Origin of the sequence: Pedococcus sp. (assembly GCF_036554925.1) — a bacterium.
Lineage (GTDB): Bacteria > Actinomycetota > Actinomycetes > Actinomycetales > Dermatophilaceae > Pedococcus_A.
In genome coordinates, this window is the sequence record NZ_DATBMI010000006.1 from 13418 (window position 1) to 33035 (window position 19618).

Genomic DNA, 19618 nt, shown 5'->3' on the forward strand with positions numbered 1-19618 from the left:
GGCGCGGGCGCCCTGCGCTGCCCGGCGGGCCTCGCCCGCCGCGCGACAGGTTCGTGACTCGGCCTCCCGAGCCACGGACTGTGAGACGGGGCACGATCGCGCCCAGAAAGTGGGGATGTGTCCGGTTCGGGGGCCGATGAATGCGCTAACATCTCGGTTTGGTAACGCGCCACCCGCTGTGATCGGGTGGCGCCAGCACAGACGCAGCACCGTCGCACGACACCCTGCCCTGCCCCCTGGAAGTGACAACGGCGGCGCGCCTGCCCCGGGCGCCCCGCCGCTGGAGGACACACCGAATGAGCTCCCCGTACGCCGGTCGGCACCGCAATGCCCCGGCACCCTCGAGGTCTGCCCGGCACTCGTCCCCGCCCCGACCCTCGATGGTCGTCCGCGCGCTGCGCCGTCCCGCCGTGACCGCCGCGCTCGGGCTGGCCGTCGTGGCCACGACCGCCGCGGGGTACCAGGCCAGCGACCGCCACCAGACCGAGCAGGCCGGGTTCACCGTGAGCGCCCAGGCGATCGAGCAGGCCAACGAGCAGTCCGACCTGCAGATCGAGAACGACGCGCAGCTCGCCAGCGCCCGCAGCGACGCCAACGCCAGCGCGGCCGCCCTCCAGGAGAAGGACCGCCGCGACCGGCTCGCCGCCGAGGCCGCGGCCGCCCGCGCCCGCAAGGAGGCCGCCGAGCGTGCCGCCCGCGAGAAGGAGCGCCAGGCGCTGGAGGCCAAGCGCGACGCCATCATCGCCCGCGCCAAGGACGACCCCCGCGCGGCCGCCCGGGTGCTCCTGCCGGAGCACGGCTGGGACGACAGCCAGTTCTCCTGCCTCGACAACCTGTGGGAGGGCGAGAGCAACTGGAACTACCAGGCCGAGAACCCCTCCTCGGGTGCCTACGGCATCCCGCAGTCGCTGCCCGGCTCGAAGATGGCCAGCATCGCCCCCGACTGGCGCGAGAACCCCGTCACCCAGATCAAGTGGGGCCTGCAGTACATCGAGAGCCGCTACGGCAGCCCGTGCAGCGCCTGGGCGCAGTGGCAGAGCCGCAGCCCCCACTGGTACTGAGCCGCGGCCGGCCGGCTACGCCTCGGGGCGCGCCATCCGCAGCACGTCGAGGGCCTCGTCGAGCTGCTGCTCGGTGAGCTCCCCCGAGGCGACGTGCCCGCGGTCGACCACGACGTCGCGGATCGGCCGGCGTTCCCGGACCGACTGCTTGACGACAGCGGCTGCCGCCTCGTAGCCGATGAACCGGTTGAGCGGGGTCACGATCGAGGGCGAGCCCTCCGCGAGGTCGCGGCACCGCTCCGCGTCGGCCTCGATGCCCTCGACGCACCGGTCGGCGAGGAGCCGGCTCGTCGCGGCCAGCAGGTGCGCGGACTCCAGGACGTTGCGGGCCATCACCGGCAGCATGACGTTCAGCTCGAAGCTGCCTGCCGCCCCCGCCATCGTGATCGTGGCGTCGTTGCCGACGACCTGGGCACACGCCATCAGGGTGGCCTCGCACACCACCGGGTTGACCTTGCCCGGCATGATGCTCGAGCCCGGCTGCAGGTCGGGCAGCCGGATCTCGCCGAGACCGGCGCGGGGCCCGGACGACATCCACCGCAGGTCGTTGCAGATCTTCGTCAGGCTCACCGCCAGGACCTTGAGCGCTCCGCTCAGCTCCACCACGGCGTCCTGGGCGGACTGCGCCTCGAAGTGGTCCTCCGCCTCCCGGAAGGTCACCCCGGTGCGCTCGCTCACCAGGGCGATGACGTCGGCAGCGAACCCCGGCGCGGCGTTGAGGCCGGTGCCCGCGGCCGTCCCCCCGAGCGGCAGCTCCGCCGTGGCGCGGGCGCCGGCCAGGGCACGCTGCAGCCCCAGCTCGACCTGCCGGCGGTAGCCACGGAACTCCTGGCCCAGGGTGACCGGGACGGCGTCCATGAGGTGGGTGCGCCCGGCCTTGACGACGTCGGCGAGCTCCTCCTCCTTGGCGCCGAGAGCCTCGGCGAGGCGTACCAGGGCGGGGGCGAGCTGCTGGTGCACGGCGAGCGTGGCGGCGATGCGGAGCGCGCTGGGGAAGGTGTCGTTGCTCGACTGGCCGGCGTTGACGTGGTCGTTGGGGTGGACGTCCAACCCGGTGGCCAGGTGGGCGATCCGGCCGATGACCTCGTTGGCGTTCATGTTCGTCGACGTGCCCGAGCCGGTCTGGAAGACGTCGACGGGGAACTGCTCGTCGTGGCGCCCGGCCGCCACCTCGGCGGCGGCTGCCGCGATGGCCTCGGCCCGCTCGGGGTCGAGCACGCCGAGACGGGCGTTGACCTCCGCCGCCGCGCCCTTGAGCAGCGCCAGGGCGTGCACGACCGCGACCGGCACCGGCTGCCCCGACACCGGGAAGTTCTCGACCGCGCGGGCCGTCTGGGCGCCCCACAGCGCGTCGGCCGGAACCTGCACCTCGCCCATCGAGTCGTGCTCGGTGCGGGTCGCGGGCACGGTCGGGGTGTTCTGCTCCTGCTCGCTCATGCCCCCATGATGCTCCGGGGGCAGGAGGGTCGCCCGGCCTAGAGCTTGCGCAGGCGCACGCGGCGGACGCTGTGGTCCTCGCCCTTGCTGAGCACCAGGGTGGCGCGGCCCCGGGTGGGCAGGACGTTCTCGCGCAGGTTGGGCTCGTTGATGCTCTCCCAGATCGACGCGGCCGTGGCGCGGGCCTCCTCGTCGGAGAGCCCGGCGTAGCGGTGGAAGTACGAGTGCGGGTCGGCGAAGGCCGTCTCGCGCAGCCGCAGGAAGCGCTCGACGTACCAGCGCTTGATGTCGGCCGTGCGGGCGTCGACGTAGACCGTGAAGTCGAAGAAGTCGCTGACGGCCAGCCCCACCCGGCCATCGGGCTGGACCCGGGGCGCCTGGAGCACGTTGAGCCCCTCGACGACCAGGACGTCCGGCTGGCGCACGACCTCGCGCTCGCCGCGGACGATGTCATAGGTGAGGTGGGAGTACACCGGCGCCGAGACCTCGGCCTTGCCCGCCTTCACCTCCGCGACGAACCGCAACAGCGCCCGACGGTTGTAGGACTCCGGGAAACCCTTGCGCTGCAGGATCCCCCGGCGCTCCAGCTCGGCGTTGGGGTAGAGGAAGCCGTCGGTGGTGACCAGCTCGACCCGGGGGGTGCCGGGCCAGCGGGCGAGCAGCTCGCGCAGGATGCGGGCGGTCGTGGACTTGCCGACGGCGACCGAGCCGGCCACCCCGATGACGAAGGGCGTCTTCTCCGGCCGCTCGCCGAGGAAGTCCGTGGTGATCCGGTGCAGGCCCGCCGTCGCCCCCACGTAGAAGTTGAGCAGCCGCGACAGGGGGAGGTAGACCTCCTCCACCTCGGCGAGGTCGAGGCGGTCACCGAGGCCGCGCAGCCGGGTGACGTCGTCGGCGGAGAGGCTGAGCGGCTGGTTCTCCCGCAGCCGCGCCCACGCCGCACGGTCGAGCTCGACATAGGGCGAGGGGATCGTGGCGGTGCCGGCGGGGTGGGTCACGGCGGCCATTGTTGCCTAGCGCCTGTCGCCGCGCAGGGCAGGTCGGCGCAGCCATTAGGCTGGCGTTCATGTGTGGAATTGTTGGCTACGTCGGCCCGAGCATCGACGACAAGGCACTGGACGTCGTCATGGAGGGCCTGGCCCGCCTCGAGTACCGCGGGTACGACTCCGCCGGCGTGGCCCTCGTCACCGCCGACGGCGTGGTGACCGAGAAGCGTGCCGGCAAGCTGGCCAACCTGCGCGAGGCCCTCGAGGCCGACGAGCTCCCCCCGGCCACCACCGGTATCGGGCACACCCGCTGGGCCACCCACGGCGGCCCCACCGACGCCAACGCGCACCCCCACCGCGGGGGGGACGACGAGCGCCTCGCCCTGATCCACAACGGCATCATCGAGAACTTCCACTCCCTCAAGAACAAGCTGGTGGCCGAGGGCACCGCCTTCCGCTCCGAGACCGACACCGAGGTGGTGGCCCACCTCCTGGCCGCCGCCTACCAGGGGACCGGCGACCTCACCACGGCCATGCAGCAGGTCGTGAACCGCCTCGAGGGCGCCTTCACCCTGCTCGCCGTCCACGAGGACGCGCCGGGTGTCGTCGTCGGCGCCCGCCGCAACAGCCCGCTCGTCGTCGGCCTCGGCGACGGCGAGAACTTCCTCGGCTCCGACGTGGCGGCCTTCATCGGCCACACCCGCAGCGCGCTGGAGCTCGGCCAGGACCAGATCGTCACCATCACCCCCGAGGGCGCCACCGTCATCAACTTCGACGGGAGCCCGGCCGAGGGCAAGCGCTACGAGGTCACCTGGGACGCCGCGGCGGCCGAGAAGGGCGGCTACGCCACCTTCATGGAGAAGGAGATCAACGAGCAGCCCCACGCCGTCGGCGACACCCTGCTCGGGCGCACCGACGAGCACGGTCGCCTGGTCCTGGACCAGATGGAGATCTCCGAGGACGACCTGCGCACCATCGACAAGATCGTCATCATCGCGTGCGGCACGGCCGCCTACGCCGGGATGGTCGCGAAGTACGCCATCGAGCACTGGACCCGCATCCCGGTCGAGGTCGAGCTCGCCCACGAGTTCCGCTACCGCGACCCGGTGGTCAACGACCGCACCCTCGTGGTCTCCATCAGCCAGTCCGGCGAGACCATGGACACCCTGATGGCGGTGCGCCACGCCCGCGAGCTGGGCGCCCGCACCCTCTCCATCTGCAACACCCACGGCTCGACCATCCCGCGCGAGTCGGATGCCGTGCTCTACACCCACGCGGGCCCGGAGATCGCCGTCGCCTCGACCAAGGCGTTCCTGGCCCAGATCACCGCCAGCTACGTGCTCGGCCTCTACCTCGCCCAGCTGCGCGGCGGCACCTACGCCGACGAGGCGCAGGCCGTGATGAAGGAGCTCCAGGGCATCCCCGGCAAGATCGAGGACCTCCTCACCCGCATGGGCCGGGTCAAGGAGATCGCCCGGTTCATGGCGGACACCCGCTCGGTGCTCTTCCTGGGTCGCCACGTCGGGTTCCCCGTCGCCATGGAGGGCGCACTCAAGCTCAAGGAGCTCGCCTACATCCACGCGGAGGGCTTCGCGGCCGGCGAGCTCAAGCACGGGCCGATCGCGCTCATCGAGGCGGGCCAGCCGGTCTTCATCGTCGTCCCCAGCCCGGACACCCCGCACGGCCTGCACGGCAAGGTGGTCTCCAACATCCAGGAGATCCGCGCCCGCGGCGCCCGGACCCTCGTCATCGCCGAGGACGGCGACGAGGACGTCGTGCCGTTCGCCGACGAGGTGATCCGCATCCCGCAGTCCTCGCCGCTGCTCGCGCCGCTGCTGAGCGTGGTGCCGCTGCAGGTCTTCGCCCTGCACCTCTCGAGCGCCAAGGGCCTCGACGTCGACCAGCCGCGCAACCTGGCCAAGTCCGTCACGGTCGAGTGAGCCGGGCCGCGTGATCATCGGGGTCGGGATCGACGTGGTGGACGTCGAGCGCTTCGGGCAGAGCCTGGAGCGCACCCCCGGCCTGCGGGACCGCCTCTTCACCGAGTCCGAGCGGCAGCTGGTGCTGAACTCGCTCGCGGCGCGGTTCGCGGCCAAGGAGGCGCTGGCCAAGGCCCTCGGGGCACCGGTCGGGCTGCACTGGCACGACTGCACGGTGCACCGGGGAGACGACGGCCGGCCGCACCTCCAGGTGGCCGGCACCGTCGCGGCCCGCGCCGAGGCCCTCGGGGTCCACGCCCTGCACGTCTCGCTCTCCCACGACGCGGGCATCGCCTCCGCGGTCGTGGTCGCGGAGGGCTGAGCGTGATCAGCGCCTGGGACGCCGCCGACGTCCGCGCGGCCGAGTCCGCGCTGATGGCCACGCTGCCGAGCGGCGAGCTGATGGCGCGCGCGGCGCAGGGCCTGGCCGAGGTCGCCGAGGCCCGGCTGGCCGAGACCGGGGGCAGTCAGGTGGTGGCCCTCGTCGGCCCCGGCAACAACGGCGGCGACGCCCTGTATGCCGCGGCGCTGCTCGCGCGCGACGGTCACCGGGTCGGGGCCGTCCACGGTCCGTGGCCGGTCCACGAGGGCGGCCGGGCGACGGCGGAACAGGCGGGGGTGGAGGTGCTCGACGGCAGCGGGGACGCGTGGCGCGCGCCGCTGGCAGACGCGGACCTCGTCCTCGACGGCCTCCTCGGCATCGGTGGGCGCCCCGGCCTCCCCGCCGAGGCGCAGCCCTGGGCCGACGCCATCCCCGACGACGCCTACGTGCTCGCGGTCGACCTGCCGTCGGGCCAGGACCCCGCGGGGGAGTGCGCCTCCCCCGACGCGGTGTTCGCGGACGAGACCGTCACCTTCGGGGTGCCCAAACCCGTTCACCTGCTCCCTGCGACGGAGCCGGCGACCGGCCGTCTCACCGTGGTCGACATCGGGCTCACGGTGGAGACCCCGCCCGCCGTGCAGCGCCTGACCCGCGACGACGTCCCGCGGCTGTGGCCGGTCCCCGGCGCCGGTGACGACAAGTACTCCCGCGGTGTCGTCGGCGTCGTCGCCGGGGGCGAGCAGTACACCGGGGCCGCGGTCCTGACCTGCACTGCCGCGGTCTGCAGCGGCGCCGGGATGGTCCGCTACCTCGGGCCCCAGCGCCCCACCGAGCTCGTCCGCGCGCGCGTCCCCGAGGCGGTCGTCGGGGACGGGCAGGTGCAGGCCTGGGTCATCGGCCCCGGCGTGGACACCACTGCGGCCGGCGCCGGAGCGCAGGAGCAGGTGGAGGCGGCAGCCAGGGCCCTGGCGGGCGACCTGCCCGTGCTCCTCGACGCCGGGGGACTGGACCTCGTGCAGGGTCAGCGCCTCGCACCCACGCTGCTGACCCCGCACGCCGGCGAGCTGGCCCGCCTGCTGACCCGGCTGCAGGGCCGGGACGTCAGCCGCCACGACGTCGAGGCCGCGCCCGTCGCGAGCGCCCGGCTGGCGGCCGACCTCACGAACGCCACGGTCCTGCTCAAGGGGGCGACGACGCTGGTCGTCCCCCCGACCGCCTCCGGCCAGCCCGTCCGCTCCCAGAACGACGCCCCTGCCTGGCTGGCCACGGCGGGTGCCGGGGACGTGCTGGCCGGCCTCGCGGGCACGCTCCTCGCCGCAGGGCTGGACCCGCTCGACGCCGGAAGCCTCGCCGCGCTGATCCACGGCGTCGCCGCCGACGACGCCAACCCCGGCGGCCCGGTCCGCGCGCTCGCGGTGGCGCACGGCATACCGGCCACCGTGGCGGCCCTGCTGCGGAGGTGACCCGCCCGGGCGACCTGCCCTTGGCCGCAGACCGCACAGACGGTCTGACAGACTGGCCGCGATGAGCGCCACAGCACTGACCAGCACCTTTGGCCCCGTCCCACCCGGGCTTCCGGCGTGCGCCCAGGTCGACCTCTCCGCCATCCGCGGCAACGTCGCAGCCCTCAAGGAGCGAGCCGGGAGCGCCGAGGTCATGGCCGTGGTCAAGGCCGACGCCTACGGGCACGGCCTGCTGCCGAGTACCCGCGCCGCGCTCGCCGGCGGCGCGACCTGGCTGGGCGTGGCCCAGCTGCCCGAGGCGGTCGAGCTGCGCAAGGCCGGGGTCGAGGTGCCCGTGCTCAGCTGGCTGCACGTCCCGGGCCAGGACTTCACGGAGGCGGTGCGGCTCGGGATCGACCTCTCCGTGTCGTCCCAGTGGGCGCTCGACGCGATCGCGACCACGGCGCGCGGCGAGGGGGTCCCCGCCCGGATCCACCTCAAGGTCGACACGGGCCTCGGCCGCAACGGCGCCTGGGGCGAGGAGCTCGACGGGCTCGTCACCTCGACCGCCGCGCTCGTGGCGGAGGGTGTGGTCATCCTGGTCGGGGTGTTCTCCCACTTCGCCTACGCCGATGCCCCCCAACACCCGACCGTGAAGGCGCAGCAGGAGCGTTTCGAGGTCATCCTCGGCCAGGTCGAGCGGGCGGGCCTGCGCCCCCAGGTGCGCCACCTCGCCAACTCGGCGGCGACCCTGACCAACCCCTCGGCCCACTACGACCTCGTCCGTCCCGGCCTCGCCGTCTACGGGCTCTCGCCCGTCCCCGACCTCGGCGCCCCGGAGGACTACGGGCTGCGCGAGGCCATGCGGCTCACCGCGCACCTCTCGTCGGTGAAGCCGTGCCCGGCCGGGCAGGGCATCTCCTACGGCCACACCTACACCACCGGTCGGGAGACGCTGCTCGGCCTCGTGCCGATGGGCTACGCCGACGGGATCCCACGGAACGCGAGCAGCGTCGGGCCGGCCCTCGTCCGCGGGCGCCGGCTCGCCATCGCCGGCCGGGTGTGCATGGACCAGTTCGTCCTCGACCTCGGCCCCGACTTCGACGGGTCCGCCGGCGAGACGGTGGTGCTCTTCGGCCGCGGCGCCGACGGTGAGCCGACCGCGCAGGACTGGGCGGTCGCCACCGACACCATCAACTACGAGATCGTGACGAGGGTGGGAGCACGCATCCCCCGCTCGTACACCGGAGAGGCAGCGCTGTGACCCCGCGCCCCACGTCGACCGCCCTCGGGCTGGGGATCGGGCTGGCTGCCGCCGGGGCCGCGACCGCGGCGGGCATCGCCGCCGACCGCCTCACCAAGAGCCGGCGCCGGGCACTGTCCACCCTGACGCCGACGGGCGCCTACGAGCACGTCGCCGACAAGGAGCTGGTGGTCGTCGCGAGCGACGGGGTGCCCCTGCACGTCGAGGTCGACGAGCCGGACCCGGGCGCGGCCCACCCCGACCATCCCACGGTGGTCTTCTGCCACGGCTACACGCTCAGCCTCAAGAGCTGGGTGCTCCAGCGCCGGGCGCTGGTCCAGGCGGGCTACCGGGTCGTGCTGTGGGACCAGCGCAGCCACGGCCAGTCGGAGCAGGGCTCGCGCGAGTCCAGCACGATCGACCAGCTCGGCCGCGACCTCCACCGGGTCATCGAGGAGGCCGCCCCCGAGGGCCGGCTCGTCCTCATCGGGCACTCCATGGGCGGCATGACGGTGATGTCCATGGCCGAGCAGTTCCCGGAGGTGGTCCGCGAGCGGGTCATCGCCGCCGCCTTCGTCGCCACGAGCGCCGGGGGCCGGGACATGGTCTCGCTCGGGTTCGGCCAGCTCATCGGGAAGCTGATCGGCCGGGTGGGCCCGGGGGTGCTCGACCGGCTCGGCACCCGCCAGGAGTGGCTCAGCTCGGTGCGCCACGTCGGCCGCGACCTCGAGGACTTCATCGTCGAGCGCTACAGCTTCGCCTCACCCGTCGCCCCGGCCGCCGTTCGCTACACCGGCGACATGATCTTCGGCACCCCCTTCACGGTGATGTCCGACTTCCTGCCCTCGATCGGTGAGCACGACAAGCAGGAGGCGCTCAAGCACTTCCACGGCATCGAGACGCTCGTGGTCAACGGCATGCAGGACCTCCTGACGCCGCCCGACCACAGCGAGGCCATCGTGAACCTGGTCCCCGGTGCCGAGCACGTCGTCATCAACGAGGCCGGCCACATCATCATGCTCGAGCACCCCGAGGTCATCACCGGGCTGTTCCTCTCCCTCGTCGAGCGGGGACTGCGTGCGGCCGAGGAGGGCATCCACATCGAGCGCAAGCCGCGGGTGCGTCGCACGCTCACCGACCTCGCCAAGCGTCGCCGCGTCGCCCGGGCCCGCCAGAAGGACCGCGATGCCTCCTGAGGGTGGTGCGGCCGGGGCGAGCGCCCCGACCGTCGAGGTCCGGCTCGCGTCCGCGGAGGACACCCGGGCCTGGGGTGCGCGGCTCGGGGAGGTGCTGCGCGCCGGGGACCTCGTGGTGCTGACCGGCGACCTGGGGGCCGGGAAGACCACCCTGACCCAGGGCATCGCCGAGGGCCTCGGCGTCCGCGGCCCGGTGACCTCGCCGACGTTCGTCATCGCGCGCGTGCACCCCACCCTCGTGGGCGGTCCGGCGCTGGTCCACGTCGACGCCTACCGGCTCGGGGGGCTGGCGGAGCTCGACGACCTCGACCTCGACACCTCGCTCGAGGACTCCGTCACCATCGTCGAGTGGGGCCACGGCCTGGCCGAGGGGCTCTCCGACGACCGGCTCGAGGTCACGCTGCGTGGGCACGACGAGCGCACGGTCACCCTGGCGGCCCGGGGCCCGAGGTGGGAGGGCGAGCAGGCCCGCGCCGCCCTCGCCGGCCTCACCGAAGTAGCCTGAGCGCCGTGCTGCTGCTCGCGATCGACACCTCCACCTCGGCCATCGCGGTGGCGCTCCACGACGGGACCCGCACCCTCGCCGAGCACACGACCCTCGACGCCCGCCGCCACACCGAGCACGTCGCCCCCGGCATCACCGCCGTCCTCGCCGAGGCGGGCCGCCGGCCGGAGGACGTCGAGGCCGTGGCGGTGGGAGTCGGCCCCGGCCCCTTCACCGGCCTGCGCGTCGGCATGGTGACGGCAACGGTGTTCGCCCACGCCCGCGGCATACCGGTGCACGGCGTGTGCAGCCTCGACGCCCTCGCCCACGAGGCGGTCCGCACCGGCGCGGTGGCAGGGGAGTTCGTGGTCGCGACCGACGCCCGGCGCAAGGAGGTCTACTGGGCGCGGTATGCCGCCGTCCCCGGCACGGACGGGGCGCCGCCGCGCGCCGCACGGCTCACCGACCCGGCCGTGGACCACCCCGCGACGGTGGGGGAGCGGCTGGGAGGTGCGTCCGTCGTCGGCAGGGGTGCGCTGCTCTACCCCGGTGACCTCGACCCGTCGGCCGGACCGCTCGACGTCAGCGCCGCGGCGCTCGCCGAGGTCGCCCTGGACGAGCTCGCCGAGGGGCGCGCCCTGCCGGTGGAGCCGCTCTACCTGCGCCGGCCCGACGCCGTCCCCTCGCACCCCCGCAAGCCGGCGCTGCCCGCGGCGCGGGACGGGAGGGCCGGAGGGTGACGCTGCGCGAGATGCGCTGGACCGACATCGAGGAGCTCGCCGCCCTCGAGCGCCAGCTGTTCCCGCACGACGCCTGGGCCGAGCCGACCTGGTGGTCCGAGCTCGCCGGGCGGCCACGCCGCGACTACGTCGTCGAGGAGGACGCCGAGGGCATCGTCGGCTACGCGGGCCTCGACCTCGGCGGCGAGGTGGCCGACGTCATGACGATCGCCGTGGCCCCGCGAGCGCAGGGCCGCGGGCTGGGGGCCCGGCTGCTGGCCGAGCTGGTCGACCGGGCGGAGCGCGAGGGAGCCGAGTTCCTCATGCTCGAGGTGCGCGACGACAACCTCGCGGCGCGGGCCCTCTACGAGCGAGCCGGCTTCGAGCTGCTGACGACGCGCCGCCGCTACTACCAGCCGGGCGGGATCGACGCCCACATCATGAGGCGACGCCTGAAGGGAGCCACCGCGTGAGTGCCGACCAGCCGCTCGTCCTCGGCATCGAGACCTCGTGCGACGAGACCGGCGTCGGGATCGTGCGCGGCGAGACCCTGCTCGTCGACGCGATCGCGAGCAGTGTCGACGAGCACGCCCGCTTCGGCGGCGTCGTGCCGGAGGTCGCCAGCCGGGCCCACCTGGAGGCCATGGTCCCGACCATCGAGCGAGCCTGCCGGGACGCCGGCGTCCGGCTCGCCGACCTCGACGCCGTCGCCGTGACCTCGGGTCCGGGCCTGGCGGGCGCCCTGATGGTCGGCGTGGCCGCCGCCAAGTCGCTGTCGGTCGCCCTCGGGGTCCCGCTCTACGGCGTCAACCACCTCGCCTCGCACGTCGCCGTCGACATCGTCGAGCACGGCCCGCTGCCGGAGCCGACCCTGGCCCTGCTCGTCTCCGGCGGCCACTCCTCGCTGCTGCTCGTGCCGGACGTCACCCATGACGTGCGCTCGCTGGGGGCGTCCATCGACGACGCAGCGGGCGAGGCGTTCGACAAGGTGGCCCGCGTGCTCGGGCTGCCGTTCCCCGGCGGGCCCCATGTCGACCGGGTCGCGCGCGACGGCAGTGCGGTCGCGATCGACTTCCCGAGGGGGCTCACGTCGGGCCGCGACATGGAGCGGCACCGCTTCGACTTCTCCTTCTCCGGCCTGAAGACCGCGGTGGCGCGCTGGGTCGAGGCCCGCGAGCGTGCGGGGGAGCCGGTGCCCGTCGCCGATGTCGCCGCGAGCTTCCAGGAGGCCGTCGTCGACGTCCTGACCCGCAAGGCGGTCCTCGCCTGCCGGGAGCACGGCGTCGAGAACCTCCAGATCGGCGGTGGGGTCGCGGCGAACTCCCGGCTGCGGGCGATGGCGCAGGAGCGCTGTGACGCCGCCGGCATCACGCTGCGCGTGCCACGTCCGGGCCTGTGCACCGACAACGGTGCCATGGTCGCGGCACTCGGCGCCCAGATGGTCCTGCGGGGGCGCACCCCCTCGGACCTCGCGCTCCCGGCCGACTCCTCGATGCCGGTCACCGCGGTCCAGGCCTGACGCCCCGCCCGAGCGGAGAGGTGCTCAGGGCTCGCAGGAGGCCAGGCCCAGCCGCACCTTGAGGGCGACGACGCGCGTGGCCGAGTCGCGCAGCTGGCGGGCGAAGGCAGGCTGTCCGGCAGCCCGCTCGACCAGGGCGGCCACCATGGTGCCCGCCTGCGACGGCTGTGCCGTCAGCACGATGTCGCCGCCGGCCGCCACGAAGCGCGTGGCCCGCTCGCCGACGGGGACCGCGGCGACCGACTCGGCCGCGCCCACGTCGTCGGTGACGACCACACCCCGGAATCCGAGCCGGGCGCGCAGCAGCCCGCTGACGACCGTGGGGGAGAACAGCGCCTGCCGCTCGGCGTCGATCCTCGGGTAGCGCGCGGAGGACACCATCACCAGCGGCGTGCCCGCGCCGATGGCCGCCCGGAACGGACCGAGGTAGGGGTCCGTGGCGCTCGTCACCGGGTCCGTGATGCCGGCGGAGGAGAAGTCGGTGTTCGAGCGGAGCCGGCCGATCCCGGGGAAGTGCTTGGCGGCCGGGGCCACACCACCGGCCAGCGTGCCCCGGACGAACGCGGCGGCATACCGGCCGTTGGCGCTGGGGCTGCCGGGCACGAAGTCGCGGTCCAGCGCCCCGATGGGGGCGTTCCCGTCGCCCAGCGAGGCCGGCACGGTGTCGGCGACCGGGGCGAGGTTGACGTTGACCCCGGCCCGCTTCAGCTCGCCGGCCCACGAGGCGGCGCGTCGCTGGAGCGTCGCCGGGTCGAGGGAGGCCTGCGCCCGCGCCGACGGGAGCCGGGTGAAGCCGGGGCCGCGCAGCTGCTGGACCCGGCCGCCCTCCTGGTCCGCCGCCACGAGCAGGCCGCCCACGCCGCGAGCCGACCGCGCCCTGGAGGTCGCCGCGGACTGCAGCCGCGTGGCCACGGCGCGCACGTCGGCGGCACCGCTGTGCCATCCGCCGAGGAAGATCACCCCGCCCAGCTGCTGGTCCGAGACCTGCCGCGCGAGCGCCGCCGGGCTCGCGGAGGGATGGACGCCGACCATGAGCAGCTGCCCCGCGCGCTGGGCCGGGCTGAGCCGCGCGACGACGCGCTCGGCGCACGAGGGTGCCGGCCTCGTGGCGGTCGTCGAGGGCGCCGTGGTCGTCGTCGGGTCGGTCGTCGTGGGCTCGGAGGTCCGTGACGTCGGAGCGACCGTCCTCGCGCTCGTGGCGTCGGTCGAGGCGGCCGGGGTCGGCTCCGCCTGCGAGCAGCCGGCCCCGGCCGCGAGGAGGGCAACGAGCGCCGACAGCAGGGGTCGGGGGCGGTGCGGGAGGCGGGAGGTCATCCGCTCCAACGTAGCCTCTGGCACGATCGAGCCGTGACCACGCCTGTGATCCTCGACGTCGACACCGGGGTGGACGACGCCTGCGCGCTGCTCCTCGCCGCCCTGCACCCCGGCCTCGACCTTCGGGCGGTGACGTGCGCCGGCGGCAACGCGCCGGTGGAGTCGGTCGTGCGCAACACCCTGACCGTCCTCGAGGCGGCCGGGCGCCTCGACGTCCCCGTGGCGCGCGGTGCGGCGCGCCCCCTGCTGGAGCACCCCGTGGACGCCACCCACGTCCACGGACTCGACGGGATGGGCGACCTCGACTGGCCCAAGGCGCGGGCCCACGCCGACCCGCGCCACGCCGTCGAGCTCCTCCGCGACGAGCTGGCCGCCGCGGCAGCGGCGTCCGCGGACGGCTCGCCCGACCGCCGCATCACCCTCGTGCCGTTGGCGCCGCTGACCAACCTCGCGCTGCTGCTGCGGACCCACCCCGAGGCGGCCGCAGGCATCCGCGAGATCGTCTTCATGGGCGGCGCCGCCCACGTCGGCAACGCCACGGCGTCGGCGGAGTTCAACGTGTTCCACGACCCCGAGGCCGCTGCCGTCGTCCTCGACGCGGCGGGCGAGCTCGGGATCCCCGTGACGATGTACGGCCTCGACGTCTTCTACGAGCCGCGGGTGAGCGCCGCCCGGGCGGCGGAGCTGGTGCGGGCCGGTGGCCGCGGTGCCGCCGAGCTCGGCGGGAGGCTCATCGCCTACCAGTGCCAGCGCTTCTCGAGCGCGGCCGCGACCATCGGCGACGCGGGCGCGGTGTGCGCCGTCATCGACCGCTCCGGCGTCATGACCCACCGGTTGCCGGTGCGGGTCGAGCTCGCCGGCACCTGGTCCCGCGGGCGCACGATCGTGGACCGCAGGGACTGGTCCGGCGACCTGGACCACGACCCGCACGGCGTCGCGCCGGCAGCGGTCGACGTGTGCCTCGAGGTCGAGGCCGAGCGCTACGCCGAGCTGTGGCTGGAGACGGTGTCCGGGGCGCGGAGCCGGGCAGGCACGGGGGCTCGCACCTGATGGGCCGCGTGGTGGTGCTCGGCTCCCTCAACGTCGACCTCGTCACGGAGGTGGACCGGCACCCCCGGCCCGGCGAGACGGTGCTCGCGGTCGGGCCGCTCGTCCGTCTCGCCGGTGGCAAGGGCGGCAACCAGGCGGTGGCGGCAGCCGAGGCAGGGGCGGGGGTGGCCATGGTGGCGTGCGTGGGCGACGACGCCGACGGGCGGCGCTACCTCGCCCGCCTCCGGGCGCGGGGGATCGACACCGCGGGGGTGCGGGTCGTCGCGGGCGAGAGCACCGGCCAGGCCTGGGTCGCCGTCGACGGTGAGGGCGAGAACGCCATCGTCGTGGTGCCGGGGGCCAACGCCCACGTCACCGCCGGCGACCTCGGGCCCCTCGACGGCCTCCGCCCCGGAGACGTGCTGCTCGTGCAGCTCGAGGTGCCGCTGCGCGTGGTGGCCGAGGCCGCACGCCGCGCCCAGTCCCGCGGTGCGCGGGTGGTGGTCAACGCCGCGCCGTATGCCGCCCTGCCGCACGACGTGGCCGCCCTCGCCGACCCGGTGGTCGTGAACGAGCACGAGGCCCTGGCGCTCGCGGACTCCGGCAGCGTGCCGCGCTCGCTGCTGGTGACGTTCGGCGGGGAGGGGTGCTCCTGGGACGGTGTGGAGTTCCCGGGCGCCCCGGTGGAGGCGCCTCACGTGGTGGACACCACCGGCGCCGGCGACGCGTTCTGCGGAGCCCTCGCGGCGGCGCTCGCCGAGGGCCACGGGCGGGCCGAGGCGGTGCGCCGGGCCACGGAGGCCGGCGCCGCCGCGGTGCGCCGGCAGGGCGCGCAGGCCGACCCGTCGCTGTAGCGGCGGGGGCACCGGCTCGGCGCCAGCTCGGCGAGACCGTCAGCGCAGGAGGACCGTCAGTTCACCGAGACGTGGACGTGGTCGTAGTGGTTCGCGGTGGCGCTGCCGCGGTCCTCCATGGGCTCCCAGCCGCCGCCGGGGTACCAGATCCGCTGCTTCCAGATGATGTACTTGATGTTGAGGGTGCCCGCCATGCCCTGCAGGTGCTCGGCCAGGGCGTCCCCGTCCGAGGTGCCACACATGATGTCGACGGCGTTCCCGCTGCCGTGGTCGCCGGGGTCGCCGGCACGGTAGCCGCCGATGTCGTTGAGGTGGGGGAAGGCCCGCTTCACCTCGTTGACCACGGCGACGGCGTTGTCGGACATACCGCTCATCCCGGCGAGGTCGGCCCGGGAGTAGTCGGCCGAGCGGGAGGCGGGCTGCGAGGTGCGGGCAGCCGCAGGGTCCGGAGCCGGCTCGGGCTGGGGCTTGGGCTTGGGCTTGGCCGTGGCGGTGAAGCCGATGAGGCCGAAGGACTGGGACTGCGGGGCGGCCGCGCGGGGGGCGGCCACTGCGACGTTGCCCGGCTCGGACGGACCCTCCGAGAGCGCCATCGCCCAGCCGGCCGGGCCGGCCGGGGTCCCGAGCGCGACCGCGACGCCGCTCGCTGCGGTGCCGGCGGCGAGGGCCTTGAGCACGGCTCCGCCGGGGCGGGAGGGCAGGCGGTCGGTCCAGGAGCGGCGGGGGGCGCGGTGGCGTCCGGTGCTGCGGGGGGCTTCGGTCACGGGGTCCTGAACCTCGGGGCTGTCGGCGTGCGGTCGGGTGGCCCGCGCCGGGGGAGCGACAGGCCGCCGACCACCGTAGCCAACGCGGGGCGGGGAGTCACATTCCGGTAACGCGGACGGTGTGTCGGCGGCGGCGGAGGGTCGTTCGCCGCTGGAGGGGGCTGTTTGGCGCGGCTGGGAGCCGTTTCAGGCCCCCTGCACCGCGAGCACCACCTGTTGGCTGCGCACCCGGGTGATGACCACCGTCGCCTCGGTCCGACCCTTGGGCGGCAGCCGCAGCTGCTTGCGGAGGGCGTCGGCATCGAGGCTCACGCCGCGCTTCTTGATCGTGAGGCGGTCGATCCCGCGGTCGCGCAACCAGCCCCGCAGGGCCTTGACGTTGAACGGCATCGCCTCCACCACGGCATACCGGCGGGCGAAGGGGAGGTCCTCGGACCGCCCCGCCGACACGTAGCCGACCCCCGCGTCGAGCTCCCTGCCTCCTGTCGCCGCTGTCACGGCGCCGACGAGGCCGGCCCGCAGGAGGGCGCGGTCCGGTTCGTACAGCCAGGGGCCGAGGTCACCGAGGCTGGCGACGGTCGGCGGGTGTTCCTCGGCCTGCTCCTCGGCGACGACCGTCGGGCCGCGGCCGGTGCCGAGCACGGCGGCGGTGCGGCCCGCGGTCCGCACGAGCGGGCCCCACCACACCGCACACTCGAGGACCTCGCCGTCGTAGGACACCCACTGGGCCTCGGCGCCCGGCGGCAGGGCGGCGTGCGGGAACGCCGGGCTGAGCTTGGCGCCGGTCGCGGGCAGGGCCCGGGCCACCGCCTGCACGGTCTCCCAGGACGGTGAGATCGCGTCGAGGCGGAACAGTCTCCGGGTGCGGCCGGTGATGTCCGCGACGCCGGGGGTCCGCCGGGCGGGGTCGAGCCAGGCACCGACGTGACGGGCGCCCTCGCCGGCCGGGGGCGTGAACTCCTCCACCAGCCCCTGGGAGGCGGAGCAGTCCGGCCAGTGCCGGAGGTTCACCGCCGCGATCGCGGCCGTCACCTCGTCGGCGTCGATGGCCCGCACCCTCAGGTCGATCCCGGCCATGGCCATCGCGTCGGCACCGATCCCGCAGCCGAGGTCGTGGACGGTGTGCACGCCCGCGGCCCGGAAGCGCTGGGCGTGCTGCGCGGCCACCTCGAGGCGGGTGGCCTGCTCGAGGCCGTCCGCGGTGAAGACCATCCCCTGGGCGAACGGCCCGAACTTGGCGACCGCGCGGGCGCGCAGCTGCGACTGGTGCAACGCGGCAGCCACCAGGTCGGGCTCGAAGCCGGCGTCGCGCAGGCGCTGCTGGAGGCGCAGCTCGGAGCCGGGTTCGTAGGGCGGGAGACTCTGGAGCAGCCCCCACCCCTCGCCCGTCGTGAGGCGGCGCAGCAGGGCGAGGTCCATGGGCCGCATTCTGGCCCATGCGGTCGAACCCTGCGGGTGCCCGCTGCGCTGTCGGCGAACGCTTGGCACTCAGGTTGACCGAGTGCTAAGCCCGGTCCTAGATTTGCCGTTGGCACTCCGGTTCGCCGAGTGCTAACGCAGCCAGCCAGTCGACCCCCGCGACGGCGACCGGCACCGGCCGCACCAGCTTGACCACCACTGTCCACTCCGACATTCCCGAAGGGGAGGTCACTATCGTGTCGGTTTCCATCAAGCCGCTCGAAGACCGCATCGTCGTCAAGTCCGTCGAGGCCGAGCAGACCACCGCGTCCGGCCTCGTCATCCCGGACACCGCGAAGGAGAAGCCCCAGGAGGGCGAGGTCCTCGCGATCGGCCCGGGTCGCATCGACGACAACGGCAACCGCGTCCCGCTCGACGTCAAGGTCGGCGACCGCGTGATCTACAGCAAGTACGGCGGCACCGAGATCAAGCACGGTGGCGAGGAGTACCTCATCCTCTCCGCGCGCGACGTTCTCGCGGTCGTCGGCTGACGTACCGCACTCCGTCCACGCCCCGGCGCGGCCCGCACCGGGTCCGCGCCGGGGCGTGGGCACATCCCGCGGGTGCCGCCGAGACTCGGCCAGAGGCGCCCGCCCCCTGAACACGAAGGACGTGAAGGACTTTCATGGCTAAGACGCTGGAGTTCAACGACGACGCGCGCAAGTCGCTCGAGCGCGGTGTCGACGCGCTCGCCAACGCCGTCAAGGTGACGCTGGGCCCCAAGGGCCGCAACGTGGTCATCGACAAGAAGTGGGGCGCCCCCACCATCACCAACGACGGCGTGACCATCGCCCGTGAGGTGGAGCTCGAGGACTCGTACGAGAACCTCGGCGCCCAGCTCGCCAAGGAGGTCGCCACCAAGACCAACGACGTCGCGGGTGACGGCACCACCACCGCCACCGTGCTGGCCCAGGCCATGGTCAAGGAGGGCCTGCGCAACGTCGCGGCCGGCGCCGCGCCCGCCGGGCTCAAGCGCGGCATCGACCAGGCCGTCGAGGCCGTCTCCGGCCGTCTGCTCGAGACCGCCCGCGAGATCGAGGGCAAGGACGAGATCGCCCAGGTCGCCGCCCTGTCCGCCCAGGACCAGATCATCGGCAGCACCATCGCCGACGCGTTCGACAAGGTCGGCAAGGACGGCGTGATCACCGTCGAGGAGTCCTCGACGGCGACCACCGAGCTCGAGTTCACCGAGGGCATGCAGTTCGACAAGGGCTACATCTCGCCCTACTTCGTCTCCGACCCCGAGCGCATGGAGGCCGTCCTCGAGGACGCCTACATCCTGATCAGCCAGGGCAAGATCTCGGCCATCGCCGACGTCCTGCCGGTGCTGGAGAAGGTCGTCAAGGCGGGCAAGCCGCTGCTGGTCATCGCCGAGGACGTCGACGGCGAGGCGCTCTCGACCCTGGTCGTCAACAAGATCCGCGGCACCTTCAACGTGGTCGCGGTCAAGGCGCCGGGCTTCGGCGACCGCCGCAAGGCGATGCTCCAGGACATGGCGGTCCTCACCGGCGGCCAGGTGATCTCCGAGGAGGTCGGCCTCAAGCTCGACCAGGCCGACCTGGACGTGCTCGGCCAGGCGCGCCGCATCTTGGTCACGAAGGACACGACGACGATCATCGACGGCGCCGGCAAGCCGGACGACGTCGAGGGCCGGATCGGCCAGATCAAGGCCGAGATCGAGCGCACCGACTCCGACTGGGACCGCGAGAAGCTGCAGGAGCGCCTGGCCAAGCTGGCCGGCGGTGTCTGCGTCATCCGCGTCGGCGCCCACACCGAGGTCGAGCTCAAGGAGAAGAAGCACCGCATCGAGG

At 74.2% G+C, this 19618-nt stretch carries 19 protein-coding genes; 14 read left to right on the forward strand and 5 right to left on the reverse strand.

Annotated features, from left to right (window positions below):
- Positions 1 to 296: 296 nt before the first annotated feature.
- Positions 297 to 1061, forward strand: a complete 765-nt coding sequence (locus VIB11_RS00420) for a hypothetical protein (protein ID WP_332027287.1) — start codon at positions 297 to 299, stop codon at positions 1059 to 1061.
- 15 nt (positions 1062 to 1076) lie between these two features.
- Here the strand turns inward: VIB11_RS00420 and VIB11_RS00425 are convergent, their stop codons facing one another.
- Together VIB11_RS00425 and coaA are read right to left on the reverse strand one after the other, a co-directional pair.
- The gene (locus tag VIB11_RS00425; protein WP_332027288.1) at positions 1077 to 2498 is read right to left on the reverse strand and encodes a class II fumarate hydratase; all 1422 of its coding nucleotides are present in this window, start codon (positions 2496 to 2498) and stop codon (positions 1077 to 1079) included.
- A gap of 38 nt (positions 2499 to 2536) precedes the next feature.
- Positions 2537 to 3496 (reverse strand): type I pantothenate kinase, encoded by a 960-nt coding sequence (gene coaA / locus VIB11_RS00430; protein ID WP_332027289.1) that lies wholly within the window; start codon positions 3494 to 3496, stop codon positions 2537 to 2539.
- A gap of 68 nt (positions 3497 to 3564) precedes the next feature.
- Here coaA and glmS point away from each other — a divergent pair, with 68 nt between their 5' ends.
- The 9 genes from glmS (at position 3565) to tsaD (ending at position 12388) form a co-directional block, all read left to right on the forward strand.
- Complete coding sequence (glmS, locus tag VIB11_RS00435; RefSeq protein ID WP_332027290.1) at positions 3565 to 5424, forward strand: glutamine--fructose-6-phosphate transaminase (isomerizing); 1860 nt, start codon at positions 3565 to 3567, stop codon at positions 5422 to 5424.
- A 10-nt stretch (positions 5425 to 5434) separates the two neighbouring features.
- Positions 5435 to 5785 (forward strand): holo-ACP synthase, encoded by a 351-nt coding sequence (locus VIB11_RS00440; protein WP_332027291.1) that lies wholly within the window; start codon positions 5435 to 5437, stop codon positions 5783 to 5785.
- Positions 5786 to 5787: 2 nt separating this feature from the next.
- Positions 5788 to 7248: a bifunctional ADP-dependent NAD(P)H-hydrate dehydratase/NAD(P)H-hydrate epimerase gene (locus VIB11_RS00445; protein ID WP_332027292.1), complete on the forward strand. Its 1461-nt coding sequence runs from the start codon at positions 5788 to 5790 to the stop codon at positions 7246 to 7248.
- Positions 7249 to 7309: 61 nt separating this feature from the next.
- The gene (gene alr, locus VIB11_RS00450; protein ID WP_332027293.1) at positions 7310 to 8491 is read left to right on the forward strand and encodes an alanine racemase; all 1182 of its coding nucleotides are present in this window, start codon (positions 7310 to 7312) and stop codon (positions 8489 to 8491) included.
- The gene (locus VIB11_RS00455; protein WP_332027294.1) at positions 8488 to 9666 is read left to right on the forward strand and encodes an alpha/beta hydrolase; all 1179 of its coding nucleotides are present in this window, start codon (positions 8488 to 8490) and stop codon (positions 9664 to 9666) included. The genes alr and VIB11_RS00455 overlap by 4 nt, the downstream gene beginning before the upstream one ends.
- Positions 9656 to 10171: a tRNA (adenosine(37)-N6)-threonylcarbamoyltransferase complex ATPase subunit type 1 TsaE gene (gene tsaE / locus VIB11_RS00460; RefSeq protein WP_332027295.1), complete on the forward strand. Its 516-nt coding sequence runs from the start codon at positions 9656 to 9658 to the stop codon at positions 10169 to 10171. The genes VIB11_RS00455 and tsaE overlap by 11 nt, the downstream gene beginning before the upstream one ends.
- A gap of 5 nt (positions 10172 to 10176) precedes the next feature.
- Positions 10177 to 10890 carry a tRNA (adenosine(37)-N6)-threonylcarbamoyltransferase complex dimerization subunit type 1 TsaB gene (gene tsaB / locus VIB11_RS00465; protein WP_332027296.1) on the forward strand — a complete coding sequence of 238 codons (714 nt, stop codon included), beginning with the start codon at positions 10177 to 10179 and terminating at the stop codon, positions 10888 to 10890.
- Between the two features lie 11 nt (positions 10891 to 10901).
- On the forward strand, positions 10902 to 11342 hold the full coding sequence (gene rimI, locus VIB11_RS00470) for a ribosomal protein S18-alanine N-acetyltransferase (protein WP_332027297.1): 441 nt from the start codon (positions 10902 to 10904) through the stop codon (positions 11340 to 11342).
- A complete protein-coding gene (tsaD, locus tag VIB11_RS00475; RefSeq protein WP_332027298.1) occupies positions 11339 to 12388 on the forward strand; it encodes a tRNA (adenosine(37)-N6)-threonylcarbamoyltransferase complex transferase subunit TsaD in 1050 nt (349 codons plus the stop codon). The genes rimI and tsaD overlap by 4 nt, the downstream gene beginning before the upstream one ends.
- Positions 12389 to 12412: 24 nt before the next feature.
- Here the strand turns inward: tsaD and VIB11_RS00480 are convergent, their stop codons facing one another.
- Positions 12413 to 13702, reverse strand: coding sequence for a glycoside hydrolase family 3 N-terminal domain-containing protein (locus VIB11_RS00480; protein ID WP_332027299.1), 1290 nt, complete (start codon positions 13700 to 13702; stop codon positions 12413 to 12415).
- A 33-nt stretch (positions 13703 to 13735) separates the two neighbouring features.
- Here VIB11_RS00480 and VIB11_RS00485 point away from each other — a divergent pair, with 33 nt between their 5' ends.
- Both VIB11_RS00485 and VIB11_RS00490 read left to right on the forward strand, forming a co-directional pair.
- Complete coding sequence (locus VIB11_RS00485) at positions 13736 to 14752, forward strand: nucleoside hydrolase (protein ID WP_332027300.1); 1017 nt, start codon at positions 13736 to 13738, stop codon at positions 14750 to 14752.
- Positions 14752 to 15585, forward strand: a complete 834-nt coding sequence (locus VIB11_RS00490; RefSeq protein WP_332027301.1) for a ribokinase — start codon at positions 14752 to 14754, stop codon at positions 15583 to 15585. Before VIB11_RS00485 ends, VIB11_RS00490 begins: the two co-directional genes overlap by 1 nt.
- Positions 15586 to 15641: 56 nt before the next feature.
- On the opposite strand, the gene VIB11_RS00495 is transcribed toward VIB11_RS00490, so the two are convergent.
- Positions 15642 to 16349, reverse strand: coding sequence for a hypothetical protein (locus VIB11_RS00495; protein ID WP_332027302.1), 708 nt, complete (start codon positions 16347 to 16349; stop codon positions 15642 to 15644).
- Positions 16350 to 16535: 186 nt separating this feature from the next.
- Positions 16536 to 17768, reverse strand: a complete 1233-nt coding sequence (locus tag VIB11_RS00500) for a THUMP-like domain-containing protein (protein WP_332027303.1) — start codon at positions 17766 to 17768, stop codon at positions 16536 to 16538.
- 236 nt (positions 17769 to 18004) lie between these two features.
- Here VIB11_RS00500 and groES point away from each other — a divergent pair, with 236 nt between their 5' ends.
- Positions 18005 to 18298 (forward strand): co-chaperone GroES, encoded by a 294-nt coding sequence (groES, locus tag VIB11_RS00505; RefSeq protein ID WP_154685491.1) that lies wholly within the window; start codon positions 18005 to 18007, stop codon positions 18296 to 18298.
- A 134-nt stretch (positions 18299 to 18432) separates the two neighbouring features.
- Positions 18433 to 19618: chaperonin GroEL (gene groL / locus VIB11_RS00510; protein WP_332027304.1), on the forward strand; the 1186-nt coding region annotated here is incomplete at its 3' end.